We start from the raw sequence: 20,750 nt of genomic DNA on the forward strand, positions 1-20,750 counted from the left end.
GGGCCGTCTTTTTTTTTGCGCGCGCGTGACCGCCCGCATCACTCCCCACATGCCGCTCATCGCCGCTTGCCTACCCTGCACGCTGATTTGCAACGCAGCAGGTGCATGTGACCGATCCGTCGTCTTCTCGCCCATCCACACCGCCGTCATCGGCAACCCGCAGCCCCGCGCGCCGGGTGCGCCGGCTGCTGGTGTCGATTGCGCTGCTGTGCGCCCTGGGTGTGGCCGCACGCTGGGCATGGCAGTTGCCGATTGCCGAACAACTGCGTACCAGTTGGGAGCTGTCACGCATGCCGCCACCCGCGCAGTTGTCGGTTCCGGTCGAAGGCGTGCAGGCACGCCGCATCGCCGACACCTTCGGCGCACCGCGCGGTCGCGACCGACGTCATGCCGGCGTGGATATCTTCGCGCCGCGCGGCACGCCGGTGCTGTCCGCAACACGCGGGGTGGTCAGCGCCATCCGCGATCAAGGCCTGGGCGGCAAGCAGGTTTGGGTACTCGGGCCGGCGATGGAACGTCATTACTACGCGCACCTGGACGATTGGGCCGCCGGCCTGGCCGTTGGCGATGTCGTCGAGCCCGGCACACCGCTCGGCATGGTCGGCACCACCGGCAATGCGCGCGGCACGCCGCCGCATCTGCACTATGGTGTCTATGGGCGCAACGGTGCGTACGATCCACTGCCGCTGCTGCGCAAACCCGTGCCACAGCCGGCACAGTGAGCATGCTGGAACACTGCGTCATGGCCTGAGCTATCGAGGCCGTTGCTGGCTACGCCTATGGTGGAGTCAGCCCAAGGAACGACGCCCCCTCCATGTCCCGAAAACGCTATCGCATTACGGTCACGCCCATCGAGAGCGATGGCCGCCCCTGCAGCGATCGCTGCACCATCGAATTCGAACAGCGCTCGCGGGCCGACTGGATGCGGCTGCTCGAGGAGCTGCACCTGCGACGCGATCTGAGCAGCGACGAATGTGCGGCGCTGACGGTCGGCTCGCAGCTGCTGGAAGACCTGGCCGCCCGCCCGCGCGCGCAGCCAAGCGATGCATTGGAGGCCTTGCGGCCAAGACTGCAGTTGCTGCTGGAACGCCTGCAACGCGTGCAGCCGGCCGCCGGCGCCTGAGACCGGCGTCGCGGCGACCGCTACACTGCGCGCATCGGGGACGGGAGATGCGCCATGCGTGGGTTGGGGATCGTCATGCTGGCAGCGGCAATCGCCGGTTGCAGTTGCCATCGCAGCGCTGATGAAGAAACGGGCAACGCGGCAGCGTCCTCGCACGTTGCAGCGGCGACGCAAACGCCGACTACCGCCACCACAGACAACACGCCCGCACGACCCGCAAGCGATGCCACCCCTGATGATGCGGTTGCGCGCGCCAACTTCGCCAAAGCAAGCGCGACCGTGCAGCGATACCTGGGCGCGTTGCCAGGTGCGGCACGTGGTGATGCCGATGCACTGTGGAGCGGCGGTCACCCTGCGCCGGTGCCGGACGATGCGGCGCTGCGCGGTATCGGCAATATCCAGTCGATGCGTATCAATAACGACGCGCCCATCGCACTGGATCAGGAACAGCCCCCGCGCCGGATCGAAGTGCCGGTGCAACTGATCGTGCGCACCGACACCGGCACCCAACGCCTGGTCGGCGCCTACCGGCTGCAGCCGCGCAGCGGCAGCGACGACTGGGAGATCTACTCGGCCACCCTGCACCCGGTATTGCGCTAACCCACGGTTCACCGGCACCGACTAAGGTGATCGCACCTGTTGCCGGAGTCACCCGATGAAACTGCGTTCGCTTGCCGGATCCATGCTTGCCCTCGCTCTGGCGATACCGACGACCAGCGCGTGGGCGACCCCGCAGATCCAGGGACACCAGATCAGCGTACAGGGCAGCGACCTGCAGCAATTCCTGGGTGGCCGCTTCCCGCAGACGCACGATGCGCTGGGCGGCCTGGTCGAGATGACGGTCAGCAATCCGGCGCTGTCGCTGCCGCCGGGCGACCGGCTCAAGATGGCCTTCGACCTGGCGCTCGCCACTGCCGGCGGCGCGCCCGCACCGGTCGGCAATGTGACCCTGACCAGCGCACTGCGCTACGACACGGCCAAGCAGGGCTTTTATCTCGATCAGCCCACCATCGACGATTTCCGCCCGGCCAACGCCGGCGCAAAACTCGACCACAGCACCCGCCAGCTGCTCAATGCCTGGCTGGCCGATTACGCGCGCAAGGAGCCGATCTATCGTATCGACCCGGCCATCGCGGCGGTGATGGGCAATGTGCAGGTGGAGTCGGTCGGCATCCAGAACGGCCGCGTCGCGGTGAATTTCAACCAAAACATCGAACAGCTGGTGCCGGCCGCTGCATTGTCCGGGAAATAGGCTGACGCGCTAGCTGCGACGCAGGACTTGAAATACGCCGTCATGCCGTCGCGCCAATCTGCGCAAACGGCCATCGGATCAAGACAAAGGCCCGGCGTCACCACGCCGGGCCTTTGTTTTCATCTCAACGTTGCAAGGGACGGATCAGGCCACCAGGGCCTTGGCCACTGCAGCGGTGAAGGCCGGGATATCGTCGGGGTTGCGACTGGTGATCAGCGATCCGTCGACAACCACCTCCGCATCCTGCCAGCGTGCGCCGGCATTGCGCAGGTCGGTCTTGACCGACGACCACGAGGTGACGTCGCGGTCGCGAACCAGCTCGCTTTCCACCAGCAGCCATGGGCCGTGGCAGATCGCGGCAACCGGCTTGTCGGCACTGGCAAAGGCCTGGATGAATGCGATCGCCTTGGCGTCGCCGCGCAAGGTGTCGGGGTTGAGCACCCCGCCGGGCAGCACCAGCGCGTCGTAGCTGTCGATCTTGGCCTGATCCAGCCGCTGGTCCACCGGCACCGAATCGCCCCAATCGGTCTTGTTCCAGGCGCGGATCTGCGCAGCGTCGCCGGGCGCAATCACATCGACCTTGGCGCCCCAGGATTCCAGCAGGCGCTTGGGCTCAATGAGTTCGGATTGTTCGAAGCCATCGGTGGCCAGCACTGCGATGGTCTTGCCGGAGAGCGAATACGACATGCGGGGACTCCTCACTGAAAAGAAGCCCGCACGCTAGGCGTGCGCCTGTTGCGCATGAGTGAATCGATGTGTGCGCCGCGTCAGTGCGACGCCGGCAAACCGGTGCTCAGCGCTTGGGCTGCAGCATCGTGCCGGTGCAGTTCTTCGACCCGCAGCGGCATGCCCAGATCTTCTTCAGACGCGGCGTGTGCCGCTCGGCCAGGGTGATGCCGTAGTTGTAGGTGAGCTCTTCGCCGGCCTTGATCGCGCGCTTGGCCTCGATGAAGATCTTGTCCTTGCTGCGGTCGTCGCCCTCGGCTTCTTCAATCACCGCCTCGCAATTGGGGTTGCAGCTGTGGTTGATCCAGCGCGCGACATTGCCTTCGTAATTGGCATCCAGCACATAGTCGTCGCTGAGCGTGAACAGGAAGGTGTGGCCGCTCTCCACATCGCCGGTGTCATCGGCATCCACTTCCGCATGCGTGCGCAGGCGCCCCTTGTACTGGATGATGCGCTCGCCCTTGCGGAGCGCGGCGAGGGCGAACATGCCATTGCCGTGGATACGTGACTTGCGGGCGGCAACTTTGCGCGACATGAAGGGGTCCAGTGATGGGGCCGCTCATTGTGACTGCAGTGCGACGATGCGCCAAGCACAAGCGCAGCAGTACCCGCAACGGCTGCTGCTTGCCGGCGGCTGAACCAGGCAGGTGGCCCTGCCCCGGCTAAAAGCGTACAATTTCGGTCCGCTTTCAGATTTATCGCCTTCCCCATGTTGCGCGTCACCAAACTCACCGATTACGCCACCGTCGTGTTGACCGTCCTGGCAGCGCGCTGCGGCCAGGTGCTCAGCGCCAGCGAACTTGCCGAGCAGGCCGGCCTGGAAGCGCCGACCGTGAGCAAGATCCTCAAGCCGCTGTCGCAGGCGGGCCTGGTCGAAGGGCTGCGCGGCGTGCACGGCGGCTACCGGCTGGCGCGCGCGGCCAGCGAGATCACGCTGGTGGAAATCGTCGAGGCGATGGAAGGCCCGCTGGCGATCACCGAATGCAGCCAGGACCACAGCCAGTGCGGCATCGCGCAGACATGCGGGGTGCGTTCCAACTGGCGCCTGATCAACGACGTGGTCGGCGATGCATTGCGTCGCGTCACGCTCGCACAGATGTTGCAGCCCCTATCTCTCCCTGGCGACAGCCGTCGGCGTTCCATCGCCGCACGCGTCGCGACCACCTGACCCTGTAGGCAGCCCGATGGCCACCGAACTTGCACCCCCGCAGAATGCCGAAATTATCGAACGGCTGGGCCGACGCTATGACGCCGGCTTCATCACCGACATCGAATCGGACTCGCTCCCACCCGGCCTGGACGAGGACGTCATCCGTGCCTTGTCGGCCAAGAAGGACGAGCCGCAATGGATGACCGACTGGCGTCTTGAGGCGTATCGGCACTGGCTGAAGATGCCGATGCCGGAATGGGCGAAGCTGAAGGTCTCGCCGATTGACTTCCAGGCGCTGAGCTATTACTCCGCGCCCAAGGGCCCGAAGTACGCATCGCTGGACGACGTGCCCAAGGAACTGCTCGACACCTACGACAAGCTCGGCGTGCCGTTGCACGAGCGCGCCCGGCTGGCCGGCGTGGCGGTGGATGCGGTGTTCGACTCGGTCTCGGTCGGCACCACCTTCCGCAAGGAACTGGCCGAAAAGGGCGTGATCTTCTGCTCGATGTCCGAAGCGATCAAGGAACATCCGGAGATCGTCAAACAGTATCTGGGCAGCGTGGTGCCGGTCGGCGACAACTATTTCGCCGCGCTCAACTCGGCGGTGTTCTCCGACGGCAGCTTCGTGTTCATTCCATCGGGCGTGCGTTGCCCGATGGAACTGAGCACCTATTTCCGCATCAATGCCGGCCATACCGGGCAGTTCGAGCGCACCCTGATCGTGTGCGAGGACAAGGCTTATGTGTCGTATCTGGAAGGCTGCACCGCGCCAATGCGCGATGAAAACCAGCTGCATGCGGCGGTGGTCGAGCTGGTGGCGCTGGAAGATGCCGAGATCAAGTATTCGACCGTGCAGAACTGGTATCCGGGTGACGAGGAAGGCCGCGGCGGCATCTACAACTTCGTCACCAAGCGTGCCGAATGCCGTGGCGCGCGCAGCAAGGTCACCTGGACCCAGGTCGAAACCGGCTCGGCGATCACCTGGAAGTATCCGTCCTGCGTGCTGATCGGCGACGACTCGGTCGGCGAGTTCCACTCAGTGGCGCTGACCCATCACCGTCAGCAGGCCGACACCGGCACCAAGATGATCCACATCGGCAAGCGCACCAAGAGCAAGATCGTCAGCAAGGGCATCAGTGCCGGGCGCGGGCAGAACACCTATCGCGGCCTGGTCAAGGTGGACCGCAATGCCGACGGCGCGCGCAACTATACCCAGTGCGACTCGTTGTTGATCGGCAAGCAGTGCGGCGCGCACACCTTCCCCTATATCGAGGTGAAGAATCCCGGCGCCACCGTCGAGCACGAGGCCACCACCTCCAAGATCAGCGACGACCAGCTGTTCTATTGCCGCGCGCGCGGCATCAGCCAGGAAGACGCGGTGTCGTTGATCGTCGACGGCTTCTGCAAGCAGGTATTCCGCGAGCTGCCGATGGAGTTCGCGGTGGAAGCCAAGAAGCTGCTGGAAGTCTCGCTGGAAGGCAGCGTCGGCTGACGCCAACGGAATCGGGAGTGGGGAATGGAGAATCGGTATCGGTTCTCTTTCCTGCTCCTTACCGCGCCAACGTCTCGCATTACCCATTCCCTATTCTCGATTCTCTATTCCCATGCTTACGATCAACAACCTCCACGCCAGCATCGCCGGCAAAGACATCCTCAAGGGCCTGTCGCTGGACATCCAGCCGGGCCAGGTGCACGCCATCATGGGGCCCAACGGCGCCGGCAAATCCACGCTGGGCAACGTGCTGGCCGGGCGCGACGGCTATGAGGTCAGCGCCGGCACCGTGCAGTTCGAAGGCAAGGACCTGCTCGAGCTGCCGCCGGAAGAACGCGCCGCCGCTGGCCTGTTCCTGGCCTTCCAGTACCCGGTGGAAATCCCCGGCGTCAACAATACCTATTTCCTGCGCGCCGCACTCAATGCACAGCGCAAGGCGCGTGGCGAAGAAGAGCTGGACTCGATGCAGTTCCTCAAGCTGGTGCGGCAGAAGCTGGCCGTGCTGCATCTGAAGGACGAGCTGCTGCATCGCGGCGTCAACGAAGGCTTCTCCGGTGGCGAAAAGAAGCGCAACGAGATCTTCCAGCTGGCCGTGCTCGAGCCCAAGCTCGCCATCCTGGACGAGACCGATTCGGGACTGGACATCGATGCGCTCAAGAGCGTGGCCGACGGCGTCAACGCGCTGCGCTCGCCGGAGCGTTCGTTCCTGGTGATCACCCATTATCAGCGCCTGCTCGACTACATCACCCCGGACGTGGTGCATGTGCTGGCCGAAGGCCGCATCGTGCAGAGCGGCGGCCCGGAACTGGCGCTGGAGCTGGAAAAGCACGGCTATCACTTCCTGAAGGACCGCGTGGTGCCCGAGGCGGCTGCCTGATGAGCGCCCTGCTGGAATCCCTCGCCCGCGGCTTCTGCGGTAACGATGCGCGCCGGGTCGAACTCGATGCCGCGCTGCAGGCCGGCCTGCCCGGCCCGCGCGCCGAAGCCTGGAAATACACCTCGCTGCGGCAGCTGGAGCGGCGCAGCTTCCAGCCCGCGCCGCTGGTGCCGACGCTGATCGATGCCGCGCTGCTGGACGAGATCCCGTCGCCGCGGCTGGTGTTCGTCAACGGCCGCCCGTCCGACGCATTGAGCGACCTGTCGACGCTGCCGGACGGCGTGCGGCTGGACACCTTGTCAGCGTCGCTGGCCGCCGGCGACGAGGCGCAGCAGTTGCTCGGCCGCCGTTTCGAAGGCAGCGATGAAATCTTTGCGCGCCTAAACGCCGCACTTGCCGACGAAGGCGTGCTGGTGCGCGTGCAGGACGGCGCGCAGATCGAGGCGCCGCTGCATCTGGTCTTCATCGGCGTGGCCGGCGAGCATGACCTGTCCTGGCACCACCGCCACCTGATCGAACTGCGCGCCGGCGCGGCGCTGAACGTGGTCGAGCACCACCTGCATGTCGGCGATGCCGCGCATCTGCACAACAGCCTGATGCATGTGCATCTGGCCCAGGATGCGGTGCTGTCGCATGCCCGCATGCAGGCCGACAGCGCGCACGCAACGTCGCTGCTGCGCACCGATGCGGTGCTGGCGCGCAATGCGCGCTACCAGCGCGTGGACCTGGAACTGGGTGCCAACCTGTCGCGCCACGAGCTCAACGTGCGCCTGGAAGGCAACAACGCCCAGCTCACCGCCAATGGCGTGCTGCTCGGCAACGGCCGCCGCCATGTCGATACACGGCTGGGCATCGCGCACATCGCACGCGACACCACCTGCGAGCTAGTCTGGCGCGGCGTGGGTGCCGATCGCAGCCGGGTGGTCTTCCACGGCGGCATCAACATTCGTCCCGGCGCCGATGGCACCGACGCGCGGCTGTCGAACAAGAATCTGCTGCTGTCGGCCAACGCCGAGATCGACACCCAGCCGGTGCTGGTGATCGATGCCGAGGAAGTGCAGGCCGCGCATGGCGCCACCGTCGGCCAGCTCGACGACAATGCCTTGTTCTATCTGCGCTCGCGCGGTCTGCCGCAGGCCGAGGCGCAGCGTTTGTTGAGCGCGGCGTTCTGCCACGAGCCGCTGCGCGTGCTCCCCGCCGCGCTGACTGCGGTGCTGGCGCTGCAGCTGGACCGCGCACTGGCCTCGGCAGGCGTGGCATGAACGCGCCCGCCGCCACGCAACTGGCCGCGCCGGACTGGGAGCGCGTGCGCTCGGATTTCCCGCTGCTGATGCGGCAGGTGCATGGCAAGCCGCTGATCTATTTCGACAACGCCAACACCGGGCAGAAGCCGCTGCAGGTCATCGCCGCGACCGACGAGTTCTATCGTCGCCAGAACGCCAATGTGAGCCGCGCGGTGCATGCGCTGGGCACCGAGGCCACCGACGCCTTCGAAGGCGCGCGCAGCAAACTGGCACGCTTTCTCAACGTGCGTGCCGACGAACTGGTGCTGTGCAGCGGCACGACCTTTGCAATCAATCTGGTGGCCTATTCCTGGGCGCTGCCGCGCCTGGGCGCCGGCGATGTGATCCTGATTTCGCGCATGGAGCACCACGCCAACATTGTGCCGTGGCAGCTGGTGGCACAACGCACCGGCGCGAGCATCCGCGTGGCCGAGATCACCCCGGACGGCGCGCTGGATCTGGATGCCTTGCGCAAGGCGATGACGCCGGAGGTCAAGCTGCTGGCGATCACGCATGTGTCCAATGTGCTGGGCACGGTCAATCCGGTGCGCGAGATCTGCCGCGAGGCGCGCAAGCGCGGCATCGTCACCGTGGTGGACGGCTCGCAGGCGGCGCCGCATCGGCGTATCGACGTGGCCGGCATCGGCTGCGATTTCTACGCCATCACCGGCCACAAGATGTGCGGGCCCACCGGCACCGGCGCGCTGTGGGCACGGCGCGAACACCTGCAGGCGATGCCGCCGTTCCTGGGCGGCGGCGAGATGATCAAGGAAGTCAGTTTCGAGGGCACGGTGTTCAACGATGCCCCACACAAGTTCGAAGCCGGCACGCCCAACATCGCCGGTTTCATCGGCCTGGGCGCGGCAGTCGATTATCTGGAGTCGGTCGGGCTGGCGCACGTGGAAGCGCGCGAGGCCGAGCTGCTGGCGCATTTCACCGAAGAACTGCAGCGCATCGACGGCCTGCGCATCTTCGGCACCACGCCGGACAAGGCCGCGGTGGTGTCGTTCCTGATCGAAGGCGCGCATGCCCACGACCTGGCCACCCTGCTCGACCTGGAAGGCGTCGCGGTCCGCTCGGGCCAGCACTGCGCGCACCCGCTGCTGCAGTACTACGGCGTCGCCGCCACCTGCCGCGCCTCGCTGGCGTTCTACAACACGCATGACGAGATCGAGCGCTTCGTTGCTGCGCTGGTGAAGGTGCGTCGCCTGCTGGGTTGACGGCGGGGATTGGGGATTCGGCATTGGGGATTCGGAAGACCCCTTCGCCGCCCTGCAGCGCGTGCGCCAGACCTCCGTGCGTTGGCGCACGTGCCCATGGCAAGACACAGAGCAACGCCCCAATCCGGACATCCGACACGGTGCAAGAAACAGCGTTCTCGCGCTTTTACGAATCCCCAATCCCGACTCCCGCTAAACTGCTCCCATGCAGACCACCACCTTCCGTACCGCTACCGTCGACGACATCGACGCCCTTGTGTCGCTGGTGACCTCGGCCTATCGCGGCGATGTCAGCCGCGTTGGCTGGACCACCGAGGCCGACTTTCTCGACGGCGCGCGGATCGATCCTGCGGTGCTGCGCGAGGACCTGTTGCGCGACCGCAGCCTGGTGCTGCTGGTCGAACAGGACGGGCGCCTGCTGGCCTGCGCACATATTGCCGACGACCACGGCGTCGGCTACTTCGGCATGTTTGCGGTGGACCCCGCGCTACAGGGCAGCGGACTGGGCAAGACGCTGCTGGCCGAGGCCGAGCGTATCGCCTACACCGAGTGGCAGCTGCCGTTGATGCGCATGACGGTGATCGATATCCGCGACGAGTTGATCGCGTTCTACGAACGACGCGGTTACCGCCGCACCGGCGTCTTCAAACCGTTCCCGTATGGCGACGCGCGTTTCGGCGTGCCGCTGCGCCAGGACCTGCGCTTCGAGGTGCTGGAAAAACCGCTTGGCGGCGCAGCGCCGTGAGCGACACCTGGACCTTCGTCTGCGCCAGCGAGGCGTTGCTGCCCGGCGAGCTGCAGACCGTCTGGGATGAGGTGACCGACACCCCGATCGTGATCTTCAACCTCGACGGCGAGCTGTATGCGCTGGAAGACCGCTGCAGCCACGAAGACTACGAATTGTCGCCGGGCACGTTCGACCCGGCGGAAGGCAGCATCGAGTGCCTGCTGCACAGCGCCCGCTTCGACATCCGCGACGGCCGCCCGCTGTGCGCACCGGCCTACACCGCGGTGCCCAAGTTCCCGGTCAAGCGCGAACACGGCGGCATCTGGACCCGCGACGACCGCTGACACCAGCCGGACCCGTGCGTGACACGGTCGCCATGAGCGCAGACCGCTCAGGACGCTGATCCGCAGTCTCGGCCCCGTCCGGCGCGTGCCCCGGCATGCGCATATCCGCGCCCCGCAGGAAAATGACGCGCTGCCACGCCAGCGAGCGCGACCAGTCATGCAAGCGACACCTCGGCCGGCCAGCAGGCGCAAACCCGCGCGGTTCCCCATGCAAGCCCGCATTGATCGCCGCAATGGCCTGACGCCTCAGCCGGCGCGATTGCCCGGCGCATGGCGTCAGCCGACAAAGATTGCAAAGAAGAATGATTTGCATTTAAGATCGCAGCCCTTCAGGCCTTCTTAACAACTGGCCTGCCCTGCGATCCCATGCGCCCAGCTCTGCTCGACACTTTTTTCCCGATCCTGCCCCGCATGCGCCTTGCTGCGCAGCGCCTGTGCGTGTCCGGAGACTGGTCGGGCCGACTGGCCGCCTCGGGCTAGCGGGCGCGCATTCCCCGATCCACTTCCCTTCCCGCATCCGCCGAGCCATCGCCAGGCCGGAGCCTCGCTTTCCTCTTCGAGACGCCTCATGACTCCCAGGATTTCCCCGCTCACCTCGGCCGTGCTGCTGACGCTGTCCGCTCCTGCCTTCGCCCAGCCTGGCGATGCGCCGGCGCCTCCGGGCGCGGTCGATCTGGACGCCATCCGGGTGCAGCAGGAACGCGCGCAGAAGCCATCCTCGCCCAAGTACACCGAGGTGCTGCGCGACACGCCGCAGACGATCACCGTGGTCACCAAGCAGACCATGGATCAGCAGAACCTGCTGTCGCTGCGCGATGTGCTCAGCACCCTGCCCGGCATCACCTTCGGCGCCGGCGAAGGCGGCGGTGGCTATGGCGACAGCATCAACCTGCGTGGCTTCACCGCCAGCAGCGACATCACCACCGATGGCGTGCGCGACAGTGCGCAGTACAGCCGCAGCGACACCTTCAACCTGGAAGCGGTGGAGCTGATCAACGGCGCCAACTCGGCGATGTCCGGCGCCGGCTCGGTTGGCGGCAACATCAATCTGGTCACCAAGACCGCCGGCCAGGGCGACTTCACCAACGTCGTGGTCGGTGGCGGCAGCGACCGCTATGGCCGGCTGACTGCCGACAGCAATTACGACTTCGAAAACGGCACCGCCGTGCGCCTGAACGCGATGGGCCACACCCAGGACGTGCCGGGGCGCGACGAGGAGTTCCGTCATCGCTGGGGCTTTGCGCCGTCGGTGGCGTTCGGCCTGGGCTCGGATACCCGCTTCACCCTGAGCTACCTGCACCAGCACGACAACAACCTGCCGCAGTACGGCGTGCCGTTCGCACTCAGCCCGTTCAACGACGGCCCGCTGCCGGGCGTGGACCCGGAAACCTTCTTCGGTTACCGCAACACCTCGCGTCAGGAAATCGACGTGGACATGCTGACCGGCGTGCTGGAAATGGATTTCGACGACAACGTCAAACTGCGCAGCCTGGCGCGCGTGCAGCGCGTCGACCAGACCACCAATGCCACCGCACCGCAGGGCACCTGGTGCCTGCCCAACGGCACCGACCCGTATACCGGCCGCGCCTGCGTCGGCCAGCCGGCGGCCAGTTGGAACCCCAACAGCGGCCCGCGCGGCCTGGTCCGCGAGACGGAAAACTTCATCGCGCACAGCCAGACCGACCTGACCGCCACCCTGCACACCGGCGCCATCGAGCACCGCGTGGTCGCAGGCGTGGCCTTCAGCAAGGAAGACTTTGAACTCAATAGCGGCACCACCTTCCGCAATGCCGATGGCTCCACCACCGGCATCACCTACCCGGTGCAGTCCTTCGACAATCCGTACAACATCTGGACCGGCCCGCAGAATTACTTCCGCACCGGGCGCAGCAAGGGCAGCCTGACCAATCAGGCGGTGTACCTGTTCGACACGCTGCAGTTCAACGAACAGTGGATGCTCAACCTGGGCGGCCGCTACGAGCACAATGAAGGCGACAGCACCACCTACACCGTCAACGCCGCCGGCAACGTCACCGGTGTGAGCGCGGGCTTCCCGGCCGGCAGCGAAGAGGACCTGTTCTCGTATCGCGCCGGCCTGGTGTTCAAGCCGGCCGAGAACGCCAGCCTGTATCTGTCCTACGCCAACAGCAAGACGCCGTCCAAGGCCTCGGTCAACGGCTCGTGCACGCCGATCGCCACGGCCACCGCCGGTGCCAACTGCAATGTCGAGCCGGAAACGGCGGTCAACATCGAACTGGGCGGCAAGTGGGACGTGCTGGACCAGCGTCTGGCACTGACCGCTGCGCTGTTCCGCAACGAGCGCGAAAACTACAAGGTCAACAGCGGCGATCCGCTGATCCCCGAGCAGGTGCTGGACGGCAAGGCACGCGTGGACGGCATTGCGCTCGGCGCCGCCGGTTACCTGACCGACCGCTGGTCGATCTTCGCCAATTACACCTTCCTGGACAGCGAAGTGCTGCAGAGCGTGTCCAACCGCACCGAGAGCCTCACCGGCGACCCGGTGGCCGGACGCGACCTGGTGCAGACCCCGCGCAATGCCGGCAACATCTGGACCACCTATACGCTCAACCAGTGGACCTTCGGCTATGGCGTCACCTACCAGGGCGGTTTCTATCCCAACAACGCCTCGGCCGCGGCCTATCGCAAGACCGACGACTACTGGGTGCACCGCGCGATGGTCGGCCTGCGCGTCAACGACTGGCTCAGCCTGCAGTTGAACGTCAACAACCTGTTCGACGAGGAGTACTACACCAGCGTGCGCAACAACCTCACCGTCAATGCGGCCGGCACCGTCACCGCCGGCAGTGGCTGGGCGCTTCCGGGCGAAGGCCGCTCGGCGGTGTTGAGCGCCACCTTCAGTTTCTGAACCACTGGCACGCCGCCCGCACAACGCGGGCGGCGTGGAGACCACCGCATGTTGCTGCCCATTCCCGATGTTCTCAGCACCGCCCAGCTCGCCGAGCTGCGCGCGCGGCTGGACGCGGCCGACTGGGCGGACGGCCGCATCACCGCCGGCCATCAGTCGGCGCAGGCCAAGGACAACGCACAACTGCCCGAAGACAGCGCCATTGCACGCGAGGCCAGCGCGCTGGTACTGGACGCGCTCTCACGCAGCAGTACGTTCTTTTCGGCGGTCTTGCCGCGGCGCATCTATCCGCCGCTGTTCAATCGCTACAGCGGCGGGCAATCGTTCGGCTACCACGTCGACAACGCGATCCGCTACGACCGCAGTCGCGGCGGCGCCGATCCCGTGCGCACCGATGTTTCGGCCACCTTGTTTCTCAGCGACCCGGACAGCTACGACGGCGGCGAGCTGGTGATCGAAGACACCTACGGCACGCAGTCGGTGAAGCTGCCGGCCGGGCACCTGGTGATCTATCCCGGCACCAGCCTGCATCGGGTGATGCCGGTGACCCGCGGCGCCCGTGTCGCCTGTTTCTTCTGGACGCAAAGCATGCTGCGCGACGATGCGCAGCGTCGCCTGCTGTTCGAACTAGATGTGTCGATCCGGCGGCTCACCCAGGACACCCCCGGCCATCCGTCGCTGATCCAGCTCACTGGCGTGTATCACAACCTGTTGCGGCAATGGGCCGATGTCTGAGCCCGCACTGGACCCGGCGCAGCTGATCGAGCTGTTGCACACGCAGCCCGATCGCGCGGTCGCGCTGCTGCGCAAGGCCGCCGAGCGCCAGGATCTGGCCGCGCAACTGCTGCTCGCCCAGCTCTACGCCGAAGGCCGCGGCATCCCCGCCGATCCGGCCATGGCGATGCTGTGGTACGAGGTCGCCGCCAATGCCGGGCATGCGGAAGCGATGAACCAGCTGGGGCGCTGCCACGAACTGGGCTTCGGCACCGCGTGCAACCATGTGTTGGCAGCGCTGTGGTACCGCCGCGCCGCCGAGCATGGGCTGGATTGGGGCATGTACAACCTCGCCCATCTGTATGGCTCCGGCCGGGGCGTGGCGCAGGACCACGCGCAGGCGTTGGCGCTGTATCGCACCGCCGCCGAACGCGGGCACGCCAAATCGATGAACTTCGTGGCGCGCTATCTCGACCAGGGCCTGGCCTGCGCTGCCGATCCGGTCGCCGCGCGCCACTGGTATCGCCGCTCCGCCGAAGCAGGCGATTTCCGCGGCCAGGCCAGTTACGCCACCTTGCTCGCGGACGCCGGCGACATCGACCAGGCCGAGCGATGGATGCGCCGTGCGATCGCCGGCGGGCATGCCGGCTTCCTGCAACAACTTACCCCGTTGCTTGCGGGTGCAACGCAGCCACGTCTGCGCGCCTTGCTGAGCGAAGTGGCCGCACGGCAATCGCACCTGCAGCCGTCGCTCGCAGTGGATGTGGCCTGAGCGCGCCATGGCGACCTCCAACGACACTCTTGCCGCCACCCAGCAACGCCGCGGTTTCTGGCTGCGCATGCTGCATCAGTGGCATTGGATCAGTTCGGCGCTGTGCCTGATCGGCATGCTGCTGTTCACCATCACCGGGCTGACCTTGAACCATGCCGCGCGCATCGAAGCCAGCCCCTCGACCGAACACCGCACGCTCACGCTGCCGCCGGCCCTGCTGAAGTCCCTGGGCAGCCGCGAAGACGGCGACGCCCCGCTGCCGCCACGCGTGGCGCAGTGGCTGGGGCGTGAGCTGGATATCAGCATCGGTAACCGTGCCGGCGAATGGTCGGCAGACGAGGTGTATCTGGCGCTGCCGCGTCCTGGCGGCGATGCCTGGCTGAGCCTGGACCGCAGCACCGGCGCGATCGAATACGAGCGTACCGGGCGCGGTGCCATCGCCTATCTCAACGATCTGCACAAGGGACGCAATGCCGGGCCGGCCTGGGGCTGGTTCATCGACGTGTTCGCCATCGCCTGCCTGGTGTTCTGCATCACCGGGCTGTTCCTGCTGCATCTGCATGCGCGCCAGCGCCGCATGACCTGGCCATTGGTCGGCCTGGGTCTGCTGATTCCATTGCTGCTCGCCCTGCTGTTGATCCACTGACTTTTTCCTACCGGAGACGATCATGCGCGCCACCCTGACCATCGCCCTGAGCGGCCTGCTCGCCATGCCGGCATACGCCGCCACGCTCGACATCAACGTCGAGATTCCCAAGCTCAACGTCGCCGAATATCACCGCCCGTACGTGGCGATCTGGCTGGAAGGTGCGGACCAGAAGGTCGCCGCCAATCTGGCGGTCTGGTATCAATCCAAGGACACCGCCGAAGGCCACGGCACCAAGTGGCTGCCGGACCTGCGCCAGTGGTGGCGCAAGAGCGGGCGCACCCTCGAGGTGCCGGTCGACGGCGTCACCGGCCCCACCCGTCCGGCCGGCGCGCATGCGCTGTCGTTCTCCGACACCAAGGGCGCATTGAAGTCGCTGCCGCCCGGCCAGTACACGCTGGTGGTGGAAGCCGCGCGCGAGGTCGGCGGCCGCGAGCTGGTCAAGGTGCCCTTTACCTGGCCGGCAAAGTCCGCGCAGACCGCCAAGGCCAGCGGCAGCAGCGAGCTCGGCGCCGTCAGCCTGGCCGCCAAACCCTGAGCGTCATCTGCTTTTGGCGGCCGCGCGCAGCGCACGCGGCCGGCCACGGCGCAGCTGCGCAATGCATCGCGTTGCCAGACACATTCGCTTTCCACGCATCCACGCAGCGCCATACCTGCGCGCTGATCAGACACGTGACCCACCATCCTCGTCGTCCTTCAAGGAGTTGTCATGAAACGTTCGCTCGTCCTGATCGCCATGCTCGCCGCACTGCCGCTCAGCGCACTCGCCCACAAGGCCTGGTTGCTGCCGTCGCAGACCGTCATCGCCGGTGAGGCGCCGTGGATCACCGTGGATGCAGCGGTGTCCAACGACCTGTTCTACTTCAACCACGTGCCGCTGCGCCTGGACAACCTGAGCATCACCGCGCCCGATGGCAGCGCGCTCAAGCCGGAAAATCCGGCCACCGGCAAGTACCGCAGCGTGTTCGACCTGCAGCTCACCCAGCCCGGCACCTACAAGCTGAGCATCGTCAACGCCGGCCTGTTCGCCAGCTGGAAGGAAGACGGCAAGCCCAAGCGCTGGCGTGGCGACGAAACCCGCTTCGCCACCGAGGTGCCGAAGAACGCGCAGGATCTGCAGGTTTCGCAGTCCTTCAACCGGGTGGAGACCTTCGTCACCCGCGGTGCACCGACCACCACGGTCTTCAAGCCCGCCGGCAAGGGCATCGAGTTGATTCCGGTGACCCATCCCAACGATCTGGTCGCCGGTGAAGCGGCGCAATTCACGCTGCAGCTGGATGGCAAGCCGGCGGCCGGGCTGGAGATCGAGATCGTGCGCGGCGGCACCCGCTATCGCGATGCGCAGAACGAGATCAAACTCAAAACCGATGCCAAGGGCGGCTTCAGCGTGACCTGGCCGGAGCCGGGCATGTACTGGCTGGAAACCACCACCGAAGACACCAAGACCTCGCTGCCGCAGGCCAAGCAGCGCCGCCTGGGCTATGTCGCCACCCTGGAAGTGTTGCCGCAGTAATCTGCCGGCACGCGGCAGGAGCGCACGCAGCGTGCATCCTGCCGCCCCATCCTCATAAGACCCGTCCATGCCCGCATCGTCTTCCGCCGACCACGCCATTGCCACGCTCGGCGGCCGCAGCATGGGCACCACCTGGAGCGTGAAGCTGGTGGCGCCGCGCGGACGCGATCTGCACCCCTTGCATGCGTGCATCCAGGCCGCGCTGGATCGCGTGGTCGCGCAGATGAGTACCTGGGAGGCCGATTCGGATATCAGCCGTTACAACCACGCACCGGCAGGCAGCTGGCATCACCTGCCCGACGAATTCCACGCAGTGCTGAGCGCAGCATTGGAGATCGCACAGACCAGCGAGGGTGCCTTCGATCCCACCGTCGGCCCGATGGTCGAGCTATGGGGCTTTGGCGCCGCCGGCACGCGCCAGCGCGTGCCGGAAGCGCAGGCGATCGCATTGGCGAGCCTGCGTTGCGGCTGGCAACGCCTGCAGTTGGATGGCAGGCGCGTGCTGCAGCCGGGCGCAGCGGCACTGGATCTATCCGGCATCGCCAAGGGCTTCGGTGTGGACTGCGTGCATCGCGCATTGCTGCAGTCGGGTATCGACAGTGCATTGATCGAGGTCGGCGGCGAATTGTTCGGCTACGGACGCAAGCCCGATGCCAGCGCGTGGCGCGTGCTGGTGGAATCCGCCCCCGACGAAGATGCCGGCAGCGCGCTGCCGGCACGGGTGCTGGCACTGGACGGCCTGGCGGTCGCCACCTCCGGCGATCGCTGGCACCGCTTCGATGCCGACGGCACACGCTATACGCACACCTTCGATCCACGCACCGGCGCGCCCGTTCCGCACGCCCCTGCGGCGGTCACCGTACTTGCGCCCGATGCGATGCGGGCCGATGCCTGGGCCACCGCGATGACCGTGCTTGGCGTCGATGCCGGTCTTGCCCATGCGTGCAAGGCGGAACTGGCCGTGCGATTCCTGGCACGCAAGGACGGCATCCTGCTCGAATCCATGAGCCCGGCATTCGAACGCCACCTGTCCGCGTCATGAGCAGCGCCACCTCACGGGTGTGGCTGGGCAACGGGCTGGTTCTGCTGGCGCTTGCGGTCATCGTCGGCTGGCTGGCCGGCCTGCATGAGGGCGCATGGTGGAGCGCACCCACGCCGCATCGTTGGCAACTGGCCACACTCGGCCTGGCGCTGTATCTGGGCCTGTGTGCGGTCGTGCTGCTGCGTGCCCGCAAGCGCGTCGGCGCACAACGCGCAGACGCCAGCGGCGTGTTGATCGTCTGGGCAAGCCAGACCGGATTTGCGCGTGAACTGGCGCAACGCAGCGTTGCCGCGTTGCAATCGGCAGGCGTCGGTGCACATGCGCTGCCGATCGAAGCCGTCGACAGCGATCAACTCGCACGCGTGCCGCGGCTGCTGTGCATCGTCAGCACCACCGGCGAAGGCGATGCGCCCGACCATGCGCGGGCCGCCGAGCGCGATTGGCTGGACGGCGATGCGCAGGATCTGACGGCGGTGCAGTACGCAGTGCTGGCGCTCGGCGATCGTGGTTACGCGCACTACTGCGCGTTCGGCCGACGCCTCGACGATCGCCTGCAGGCGCGCGGCGCCACTCGCCTGTTCGAACGCATCGAGGTCGACAATGCCGACCCGCGCGCCTTGCAGCAGTGGCAGCGGCGGCTGACGGAGCTGGCGCCCGCACTGGCGACGCAACCCGATTGGAGTCTGCCGACCTATGCAACCTGGCAGCTACGCGAACGTGTCCACGTCAATCCCGGCAGCGCGGGTGCGCCGATTTACCGACTGCGCCTGACGCCATGCGATGGCGCATTGCCGCAGTGGAGCGCAGGCGATATCGCGGAGATCGCACCGCGTCACGCCCCGGATGCGGTGGAGTCCTGGCTGCGGCGTAACCACTACGATGGCGCGCAGCACGTCGACGGCCGCCCCCTGCGCGACTGGCTCGGCGGCGCGCAACTTCCCGTCGATACCGATGCCGCTTTCGGTATCGATGTGGGTGCCGGTGCAAGCCTCGGCGATAGTGCTGGTGCTGGTGCTGGTGCTGGTGCTGGCGCCGAAGCCGAAGCCGAAGCCGAAGCCAGAATCGACCCAACTACGGACACAGGTAAAGGCACTGATACAGCTACGGGAACAGCCACAGGCACAACTTCACCACTGGACGCAGATGCGTTGGTGCGCAGTTTGGCCGCCCTGCCCCATCGCGACTATTCGCTTGCCTCCATCCCCGAGGAAGGCCATGCAGAACTGCTGGTACGCGAGCATCGGCACGCCGACGGCAGCCTGGGGCTGGGTAGCGGCTGGCTCTGCGTCCATGCACCGATCGGCGCAGCCATCGCGCTGCGCTTGCGCAGCAACCCCGGCTTCCACCCACCCGCACCCGACCAGCCGATGCTGCTGATCGGCAACGGCACCGGCATCGCCGGTCTGCGCGCGCATCTACGTGCACGCATCGCAGCCGGCGCGCGGCGCAACTGGCTGCTGTTCGGCGAACGCAATGCCGCGCACGACGCGCTGTATGCCGACGAGTTGCAGCAGTGGCATCAGGACGGCTGGATCGAACGCCTGGAGCTTGTCTACTCGCGCGATCAACCACAGCCACCGCATTACGTCCAACACGCACTGGCCGCAGCCGCCGACCGCCTGCGTCATTGGATCGATCAAGGCGCCTGCATCTACGTCTGCGGCAGCCTGCGCGGCATGGCACCCGAGCTCGACCACACGCTGGATTGCATCCTCGGAGCCGATGTCAGACAGGAACTCCTACGCAACGGGCGCTATCGCCGCGACGTGTACTGAACCATCGCGTGCGGCACTGCCAAAAGCGATCAACAACACGATTACGCAGGTGCCAGCAGCACGTCTGGTACTGAAATCCGCAACATCCATGCTTACGGTGGCTGCCCGTCAACCGCACCGGCTGATCCAGCGCTACGCGCCGTTGCTGCAGTCATCTGCCCTTCCCGATGCTTCTGACCGTTGTCGGCCGCTGACAACCGCTTGTGGCCTCTGTCAGCGGCCAATGGCGAAGAAGAAAGCAATCGTGTTGCCTCAGGGTTCACAGCCGGGTTGATCCAAACAGCCGCGTTGCCCAAAGAAGAAAGCAGTAGTTAACAGCCGGACTTCACAGAAGGCACATCCAGTGATGCATCCGCGGTGCCAGAAGCAGTCTTTGGTCCGACGCCTTCCGCGACGAAATCTCCTACCAACGCGGTGCTGCATCGACAAGGCATGCAGCACCCTCGCTGCACCGCGCGCGCTGGATACACCGCTACGCCCCGGCGTCCCCGTTATCGCTCGATACCGCGTTACGCTGCCAGATCGACCAGATTGCTCGTTGTCGCGCTGCCGCCAATGCTGCGGTACTGCCCCACGGCCACCTGCACCAACGCTGCATAGGCCTGCTGTGTGCCGTCGCTGCTGGATGCATCGGCCGATGACGGCGGTCGCGGCGGCGGATCGCGTGGCTGCATCGCTTCCTGCAGTTCTTGCAGACTCAATGCCCCGCTCTTGTCGCTGTCGAGCAGGTCCAGCAGCTGCGTGCTCGACGCACTGTCGCCATTGACCAGCGTGCTCAATTCACCGCTGCTGACACTGTCGTCGCCATCGCTGTCCAGGCCGGCAAACAACGACTGCACATCCTGTCCTTGCTCACCCGGCGGCGGCGGAGGCGGCGGCAAGGCCTGCGCCAGTTCGCTCTCGCTGACGGTGCCGCCACCATCCTGATCGAGCATGCTCAGCAGCCCATCGATGTCGATCTTGCTGTCGTCATCGCTATTAGACGACAGCGCGGTCGACAGCTCGGACGCGGTCAGGCTGCCATCGCTGTCGCTATCGATGGATTTGAACAACTGTGTCAGCGGATTGGTTTTTTCCGCCTGCGCGGCGGATGCGCTGTTGCCGATGCTCGCGCTTCTGCTTGCATAGGACGGGTAGGCGGCGTAGCCGGCTCCGACCGAGCTGATGGTACTCATTGATTTCCCCCTGGAATTGCCGGAACCACTCC

General features: G+C 66.1%; 22 protein-coding genes. 19 read left to right on the top strand and 3 right to left on the bottom strand.

Going from position 1 to position 20,750, the window contains the following annotated elements; all coding sequences use genetic code 11:
* The first annotated feature begins 101 nt into the window (after positions 1–101).
* The 4 genes from ABQY64_RS14415 (at position 102) to ABQY64_RS14430 (ending at position 2,375) form a co-directional block, all read left to right on the top strand.
* Positions 102–722, top strand: coding sequence for a M23 family metallopeptidase (locus tag ABQY64_RS14415; RefSeq protein ID WP_039526211.1), 621 nt, complete (start codon positions 102–104; stop codon positions 720–722).
* A 92-nt stretch (positions 723–814) separates the two neighbouring features.
* Positions 815–1,123, top strand: a complete 309-nt coding sequence (locus ABQY64_RS14420) for a DUF3861 family protein (RefSeq protein WP_016902350.1) — start codon at positions 815–817, stop codon at positions 1,121–1,123.
* Positions 1,124–1,198: 75 nt separating this feature from the next.
* The gene (locus tag ABQY64_RS14425; protein ID WP_374151367.1) at positions 1,199–1,723 is read left to right on the top strand and encodes a hypothetical protein; all 525 of its coding nucleotides are present in this window, start codon (positions 1,199–1,201) and stop codon (positions 1,721–1,723) included.
* A 55-nt stretch (positions 1,724–1,778) separates the two neighbouring features.
* A complete protein-coding gene (locus tag ABQY64_RS14430) occupies positions 1,779–2,375 on the top strand; it encodes a DUF1439 domain-containing protein (protein ID WP_039519840.1) in 597 nt (198 codons plus the stop codon).
* A 144-nt stretch (positions 2,376–2,519) separates the two neighbouring features.
* On the opposite strand, the gene ABQY64_RS14435 is transcribed toward ABQY64_RS14430, so the two are convergent.
* Both ABQY64_RS14435 and ABQY64_RS14440 read right to left on the bottom strand, forming a co-directional pair.
* Entirely contained in the window at positions 2,520–3,062 is a 543-nt protein-coding gene (locus tag ABQY64_RS14435; protein WP_349779828.1) for a type 1 glutamine amidotransferase domain-containing protein, read from the bottom strand.
* 106 nt (positions 3,063–3,168) lie between these two features.
* Entirely contained in the window at positions 3,169–3,636 is a 468-nt protein-coding gene (locus tag ABQY64_RS14440) for an SET domain-containing protein (RefSeq protein ID WP_016902346.1), read from the bottom strand.
* A gap of 174 nt (positions 3,637–3,810) precedes the next feature.
* Between ABQY64_RS14440 and ABQY64_RS14445 the strand changes: the two genes are divergently transcribed.
* From ABQY64_RS14445 to ABQY64_RS14515, 15 genes are all read left to right on the top strand, one after another.
* Positions 3,811–4,269: an SUF system Fe-S cluster assembly regulator gene (locus ABQY64_RS14445; protein WP_016902345.1), complete on the top strand. Its 459-nt coding sequence runs from the start codon at positions 3,811–3,813 to the stop codon at positions 4,267–4,269.
* Between the two features lie 16 nt (positions 4,270–4,285).
* Entirely contained in the window at positions 4,286–5,743 is a 1,458-nt protein-coding gene (gene sufB / locus ABQY64_RS14450; RefSeq protein WP_349779829.1) for a Fe-S cluster assembly protein SufB, read from the top strand.
* Between the two features lie 112 nt (positions 5,744–5,855).
* On the top strand, positions 5,856–6,620 hold the full coding sequence (gene sufC / locus ABQY64_RS14455; RefSeq protein WP_024938770.1) for a Fe-S cluster assembly ATPase SufC: 765 nt from the start codon (positions 5,856–5,858) through the stop codon (positions 6,618–6,620).
* Positions 6,620–7,882 (top strand): Fe-S cluster assembly protein SufD, encoded by a 1,263-nt coding sequence (gene sufD, locus ABQY64_RS14460; RefSeq protein ID WP_228607731.1) that lies wholly within the window; start codon positions 6,620–6,622, stop codon positions 7,880–7,882. Before sufC ends, sufD begins: the two co-directional genes overlap by 1 nt.
* Positions 7,879–9,123, top strand: coding sequence for a cysteine desulfurase (locus ABQY64_RS14465; RefSeq protein ID WP_102253733.1), 1,245 nt, complete (start codon positions 7,879–7,881; stop codon positions 9,121–9,123). Before sufD ends, ABQY64_RS14465 begins: the two co-directional genes overlap by 4 nt.
* Before the next feature lie 205 nt (positions 9,124–9,328).
* The gene (locus ABQY64_RS14470) at positions 9,329–9,868 is read left to right on the top strand and encodes a GNAT family N-acetyltransferase (protein ID WP_167707037.1); all 540 of its coding nucleotides are present in this window, start codon (positions 9,329–9,331) and stop codon (positions 9,866–9,868) included.
* Positions 9,865–10,194, top strand: coding sequence for a non-heme iron oxygenase ferredoxin subunit (locus ABQY64_RS14475; protein ID WP_024938766.1), 330 nt, complete (start codon positions 9,865–9,867; stop codon positions 10,192–10,194). Before ABQY64_RS14470 ends, ABQY64_RS14475 begins: the two co-directional genes overlap by 4 nt.
* Before the next feature lie 568 nt (positions 10,195–10,762).
* Positions 10,763–13,081 carry a TonB-dependent siderophore receptor gene (locus tag ABQY64_RS14480; RefSeq protein WP_065049132.1) on the top strand — a complete coding sequence of 773 codons (2,319 nt, stop codon included), beginning with the start codon at positions 10,763–10,765 and terminating at the stop codon, positions 13,079–13,081.
* 48 nt (positions 13,082–13,129) lie between these two features.
* Positions 13,130–13,816 (top strand): Fe2+-dependent dioxygenase, encoded by a 687-nt coding sequence (locus ABQY64_RS14485; RefSeq protein WP_054591444.1) that lies wholly within the window; start codon positions 13,130–13,132, stop codon positions 13,814–13,816.
* The gene (locus ABQY64_RS14490; protein WP_039519823.1) at positions 13,809–14,567 is read left to right on the top strand and encodes a tetratricopeptide repeat protein; all 759 of its coding nucleotides are present in this window, start codon (positions 13,809–13,811) and stop codon (positions 14,565–14,567) included. Before ABQY64_RS14485 ends, ABQY64_RS14490 begins: the two co-directional genes overlap by 8 nt.
* A gap of 7 nt (positions 14,568–14,574) precedes the next feature.
* Positions 14,575–15,213, top strand: coding sequence for a PepSY-associated TM helix domain-containing protein (locus tag ABQY64_RS14495; RefSeq protein ID WP_349779830.1), 639 nt, complete (start codon positions 14,575–14,577; stop codon positions 15,211–15,213).
* Positions 15,214–15,235: 22 nt separating this feature from the next.
* The gene (locus ABQY64_RS14500; protein ID WP_104594481.1) at positions 15,236–15,751 is read left to right on the top strand and encodes a DUF2271 domain-containing protein; all 516 of its coding nucleotides are present in this window, start codon (positions 15,236–15,238) and stop codon (positions 15,749–15,751) included.
* A gap of 171 nt (positions 15,752–15,922) precedes the next feature.
* A complete protein-coding gene (locus tag ABQY64_RS14505) occupies positions 15,923–16,726 on the top strand; it encodes a DUF4198 domain-containing protein (RefSeq protein ID WP_102253727.1) in 804 nt (267 codons plus the stop codon).
* A 67-nt stretch (positions 16,727–16,793) separates the two neighbouring features.
* Complete coding sequence (locus tag ABQY64_RS14510) at positions 16,794–17,768, top strand: FAD:protein FMN transferase (protein ID WP_349779831.1); 975 nt, start codon at positions 16,794–16,796, stop codon at positions 17,766–17,768.
* Entirely contained in the window at positions 17,765–19,543 is a 1,779-nt protein-coding gene (locus ABQY64_RS14515; RefSeq protein WP_349779832.1) for a flavodoxin domain-containing protein, read from the top strand. The genes ABQY64_RS14510 and ABQY64_RS14515 overlap by 4 nt, the downstream gene beginning before the upstream one ends.
* A 509-nt stretch (positions 19,544–20,052) precedes the next feature.
* On the opposite strand, the gene ABQY64_RS14520 is transcribed toward ABQY64_RS14515, so the two are convergent.
* Positions 20,053–20,718 carry an EF-hand domain-containing protein gene (locus ABQY64_RS14520; RefSeq protein ID WP_349779833.1) on the bottom strand — a complete coding sequence of 222 codons (666 nt, stop codon included), beginning with the start codon at positions 20,716–20,718 and terminating at the stop codon, positions 20,053–20,055.
* Positions 20,719–20,750 lie beyond the last annotated feature (32 nt).

The sequence above is a fragment of the Xanthomonas sp. WHRI 7065 genome (genome assembly GCF_040203115.2).
GTDB lineage: Bacteria > Pseudomonadota > Gammaproteobacteria > Xanthomonadales > Xanthomonadaceae > Xanthomonas > Xanthomonas arboricola.

Excerpts from the sequence above, each read along its gene's own strand:
- ABQY64_RS14420 (WP_016902350.1), top strand. The coding sequence starts at position 815 with ATGTCCCGAAAACGCTATCGCATTACGGTCACGCCCATCGAGAGCGAT.
- ABQY64_RS14425 (WP_374151367.1), top strand. The coding sequence starts at position 1,199 with ATGCTGGCAGCGGCAATCGCCGGTTGCAGTTGCCATCGCAGCGCTGAT.
- ABQY64_RS14430 (WP_039519840.1), top strand. The coding sequence starts at position 1,779 with ATGAAACTGCGTTCGCTTGCCGGATCCATGCTTGCCCTCGCTCTGGCG.
- ABQY64_RS14435 (WP_349779828.1), bottom strand. The coding sequence starts at position 3,062 with ATGTCGTATTCGCTCTCCGGCAAGACCATCGCAGTGCTGGCCACCGAT.
- ABQY64_RS14440 (WP_016902346.1), bottom strand. The coding sequence starts at position 3,636 with ATGTCGCGCAAAGTTGCCGCCCGCAAGTCACGTATCCACGGCAATGGC.
- ABQY64_RS14445 (WP_016902345.1), top strand. The coding sequence starts at position 3,811 with ATGTTGCGCGTCACCAAACTCACCGATTACGCCACCGTCGTGTTGACC.
- sufB (WP_349779829.1), top strand. The coding sequence starts at position 4,286 with ATGGCCACCGAACTTGCACCCCCGCAGAATGCCGAAATTATCGAACGG.
- sufC (WP_024938770.1), top strand. The coding sequence starts at position 5,856 with ATGCTTACGATCAACAACCTCCACGCCAGCATCGCCGGCAAAGACATC.
- sufD (WP_228607731.1), top strand. The coding sequence starts at position 6,620 with ATGAGCGCCCTGCTGGAATCCCTCGCCCGCGGCTTCTGCGGTAACGAT.
- ABQY64_RS14465 (WP_102253733.1), top strand. The coding sequence starts at position 7,879 with ATGAACGCGCCCGCCGCCACGCAACTGGCCGCGCCGGACTGGGAGCGC.
- ABQY64_RS14470 (WP_167707037.1), top strand. The coding sequence starts at position 9,329 with ATGCAGACCACCACCTTCCGTACCGCTACCGTCGACGACATCGACGCC.
- ABQY64_RS14480 (WP_065049132.1), top strand. The coding sequence starts at position 10,763 with ATGACTCCCAGGATTTCCCCGCTCACCTCGGCCGTGCTGCTGACGCTG.
- ABQY64_RS14485 (WP_054591444.1), top strand. The coding sequence starts at position 13,130 with ATGTTGCTGCCCATTCCCGATGTTCTCAGCACCGCCCAGCTCGCCGAG.
- ABQY64_RS14490 (WP_039519823.1), top strand. The coding sequence starts at position 13,809 with ATGTCTGAGCCCGCACTGGACCCGGCGCAGCTGATCGAGCTGTTGCAC.
- ABQY64_RS14495 (WP_349779830.1), top strand. The coding sequence starts at position 14,575 with ATGGCGACCTCCAACGACACTCTTGCCGCCACCCAGCAACGCCGCGGT.
- ABQY64_RS14500 (WP_104594481.1), top strand. The coding sequence starts at position 15,236 with ATGCGCGCCACCCTGACCATCGCCCTGAGCGGCCTGCTCGCCATGCCG.
- ABQY64_RS14505 (WP_102253727.1), top strand. The coding sequence starts at position 15,923 with ATGAAACGTTCGCTCGTCCTGATCGCCATGCTCGCCGCACTGCCGCTC.
- ABQY64_RS14510 (WP_349779831.1), top strand. The coding sequence starts at position 16,794 with ATGCCCGCATCGTCTTCCGCCGACCACGCCATTGCCACGCTCGGCGGC.
- ABQY64_RS14515 (WP_349779832.1), top strand. The coding sequence starts at position 17,765 with ATGAGCAGCGCCACCTCACGGGTGTGGCTGGGCAACGGGCTGGTTCTG.
- ABQY64_RS14520 (WP_349779833.1), bottom strand. The coding sequence starts at position 20,718 with ATGAGTACCATCAGCTCGGTCGGAGCCGGCTACGCCGCCTACCCGTCC.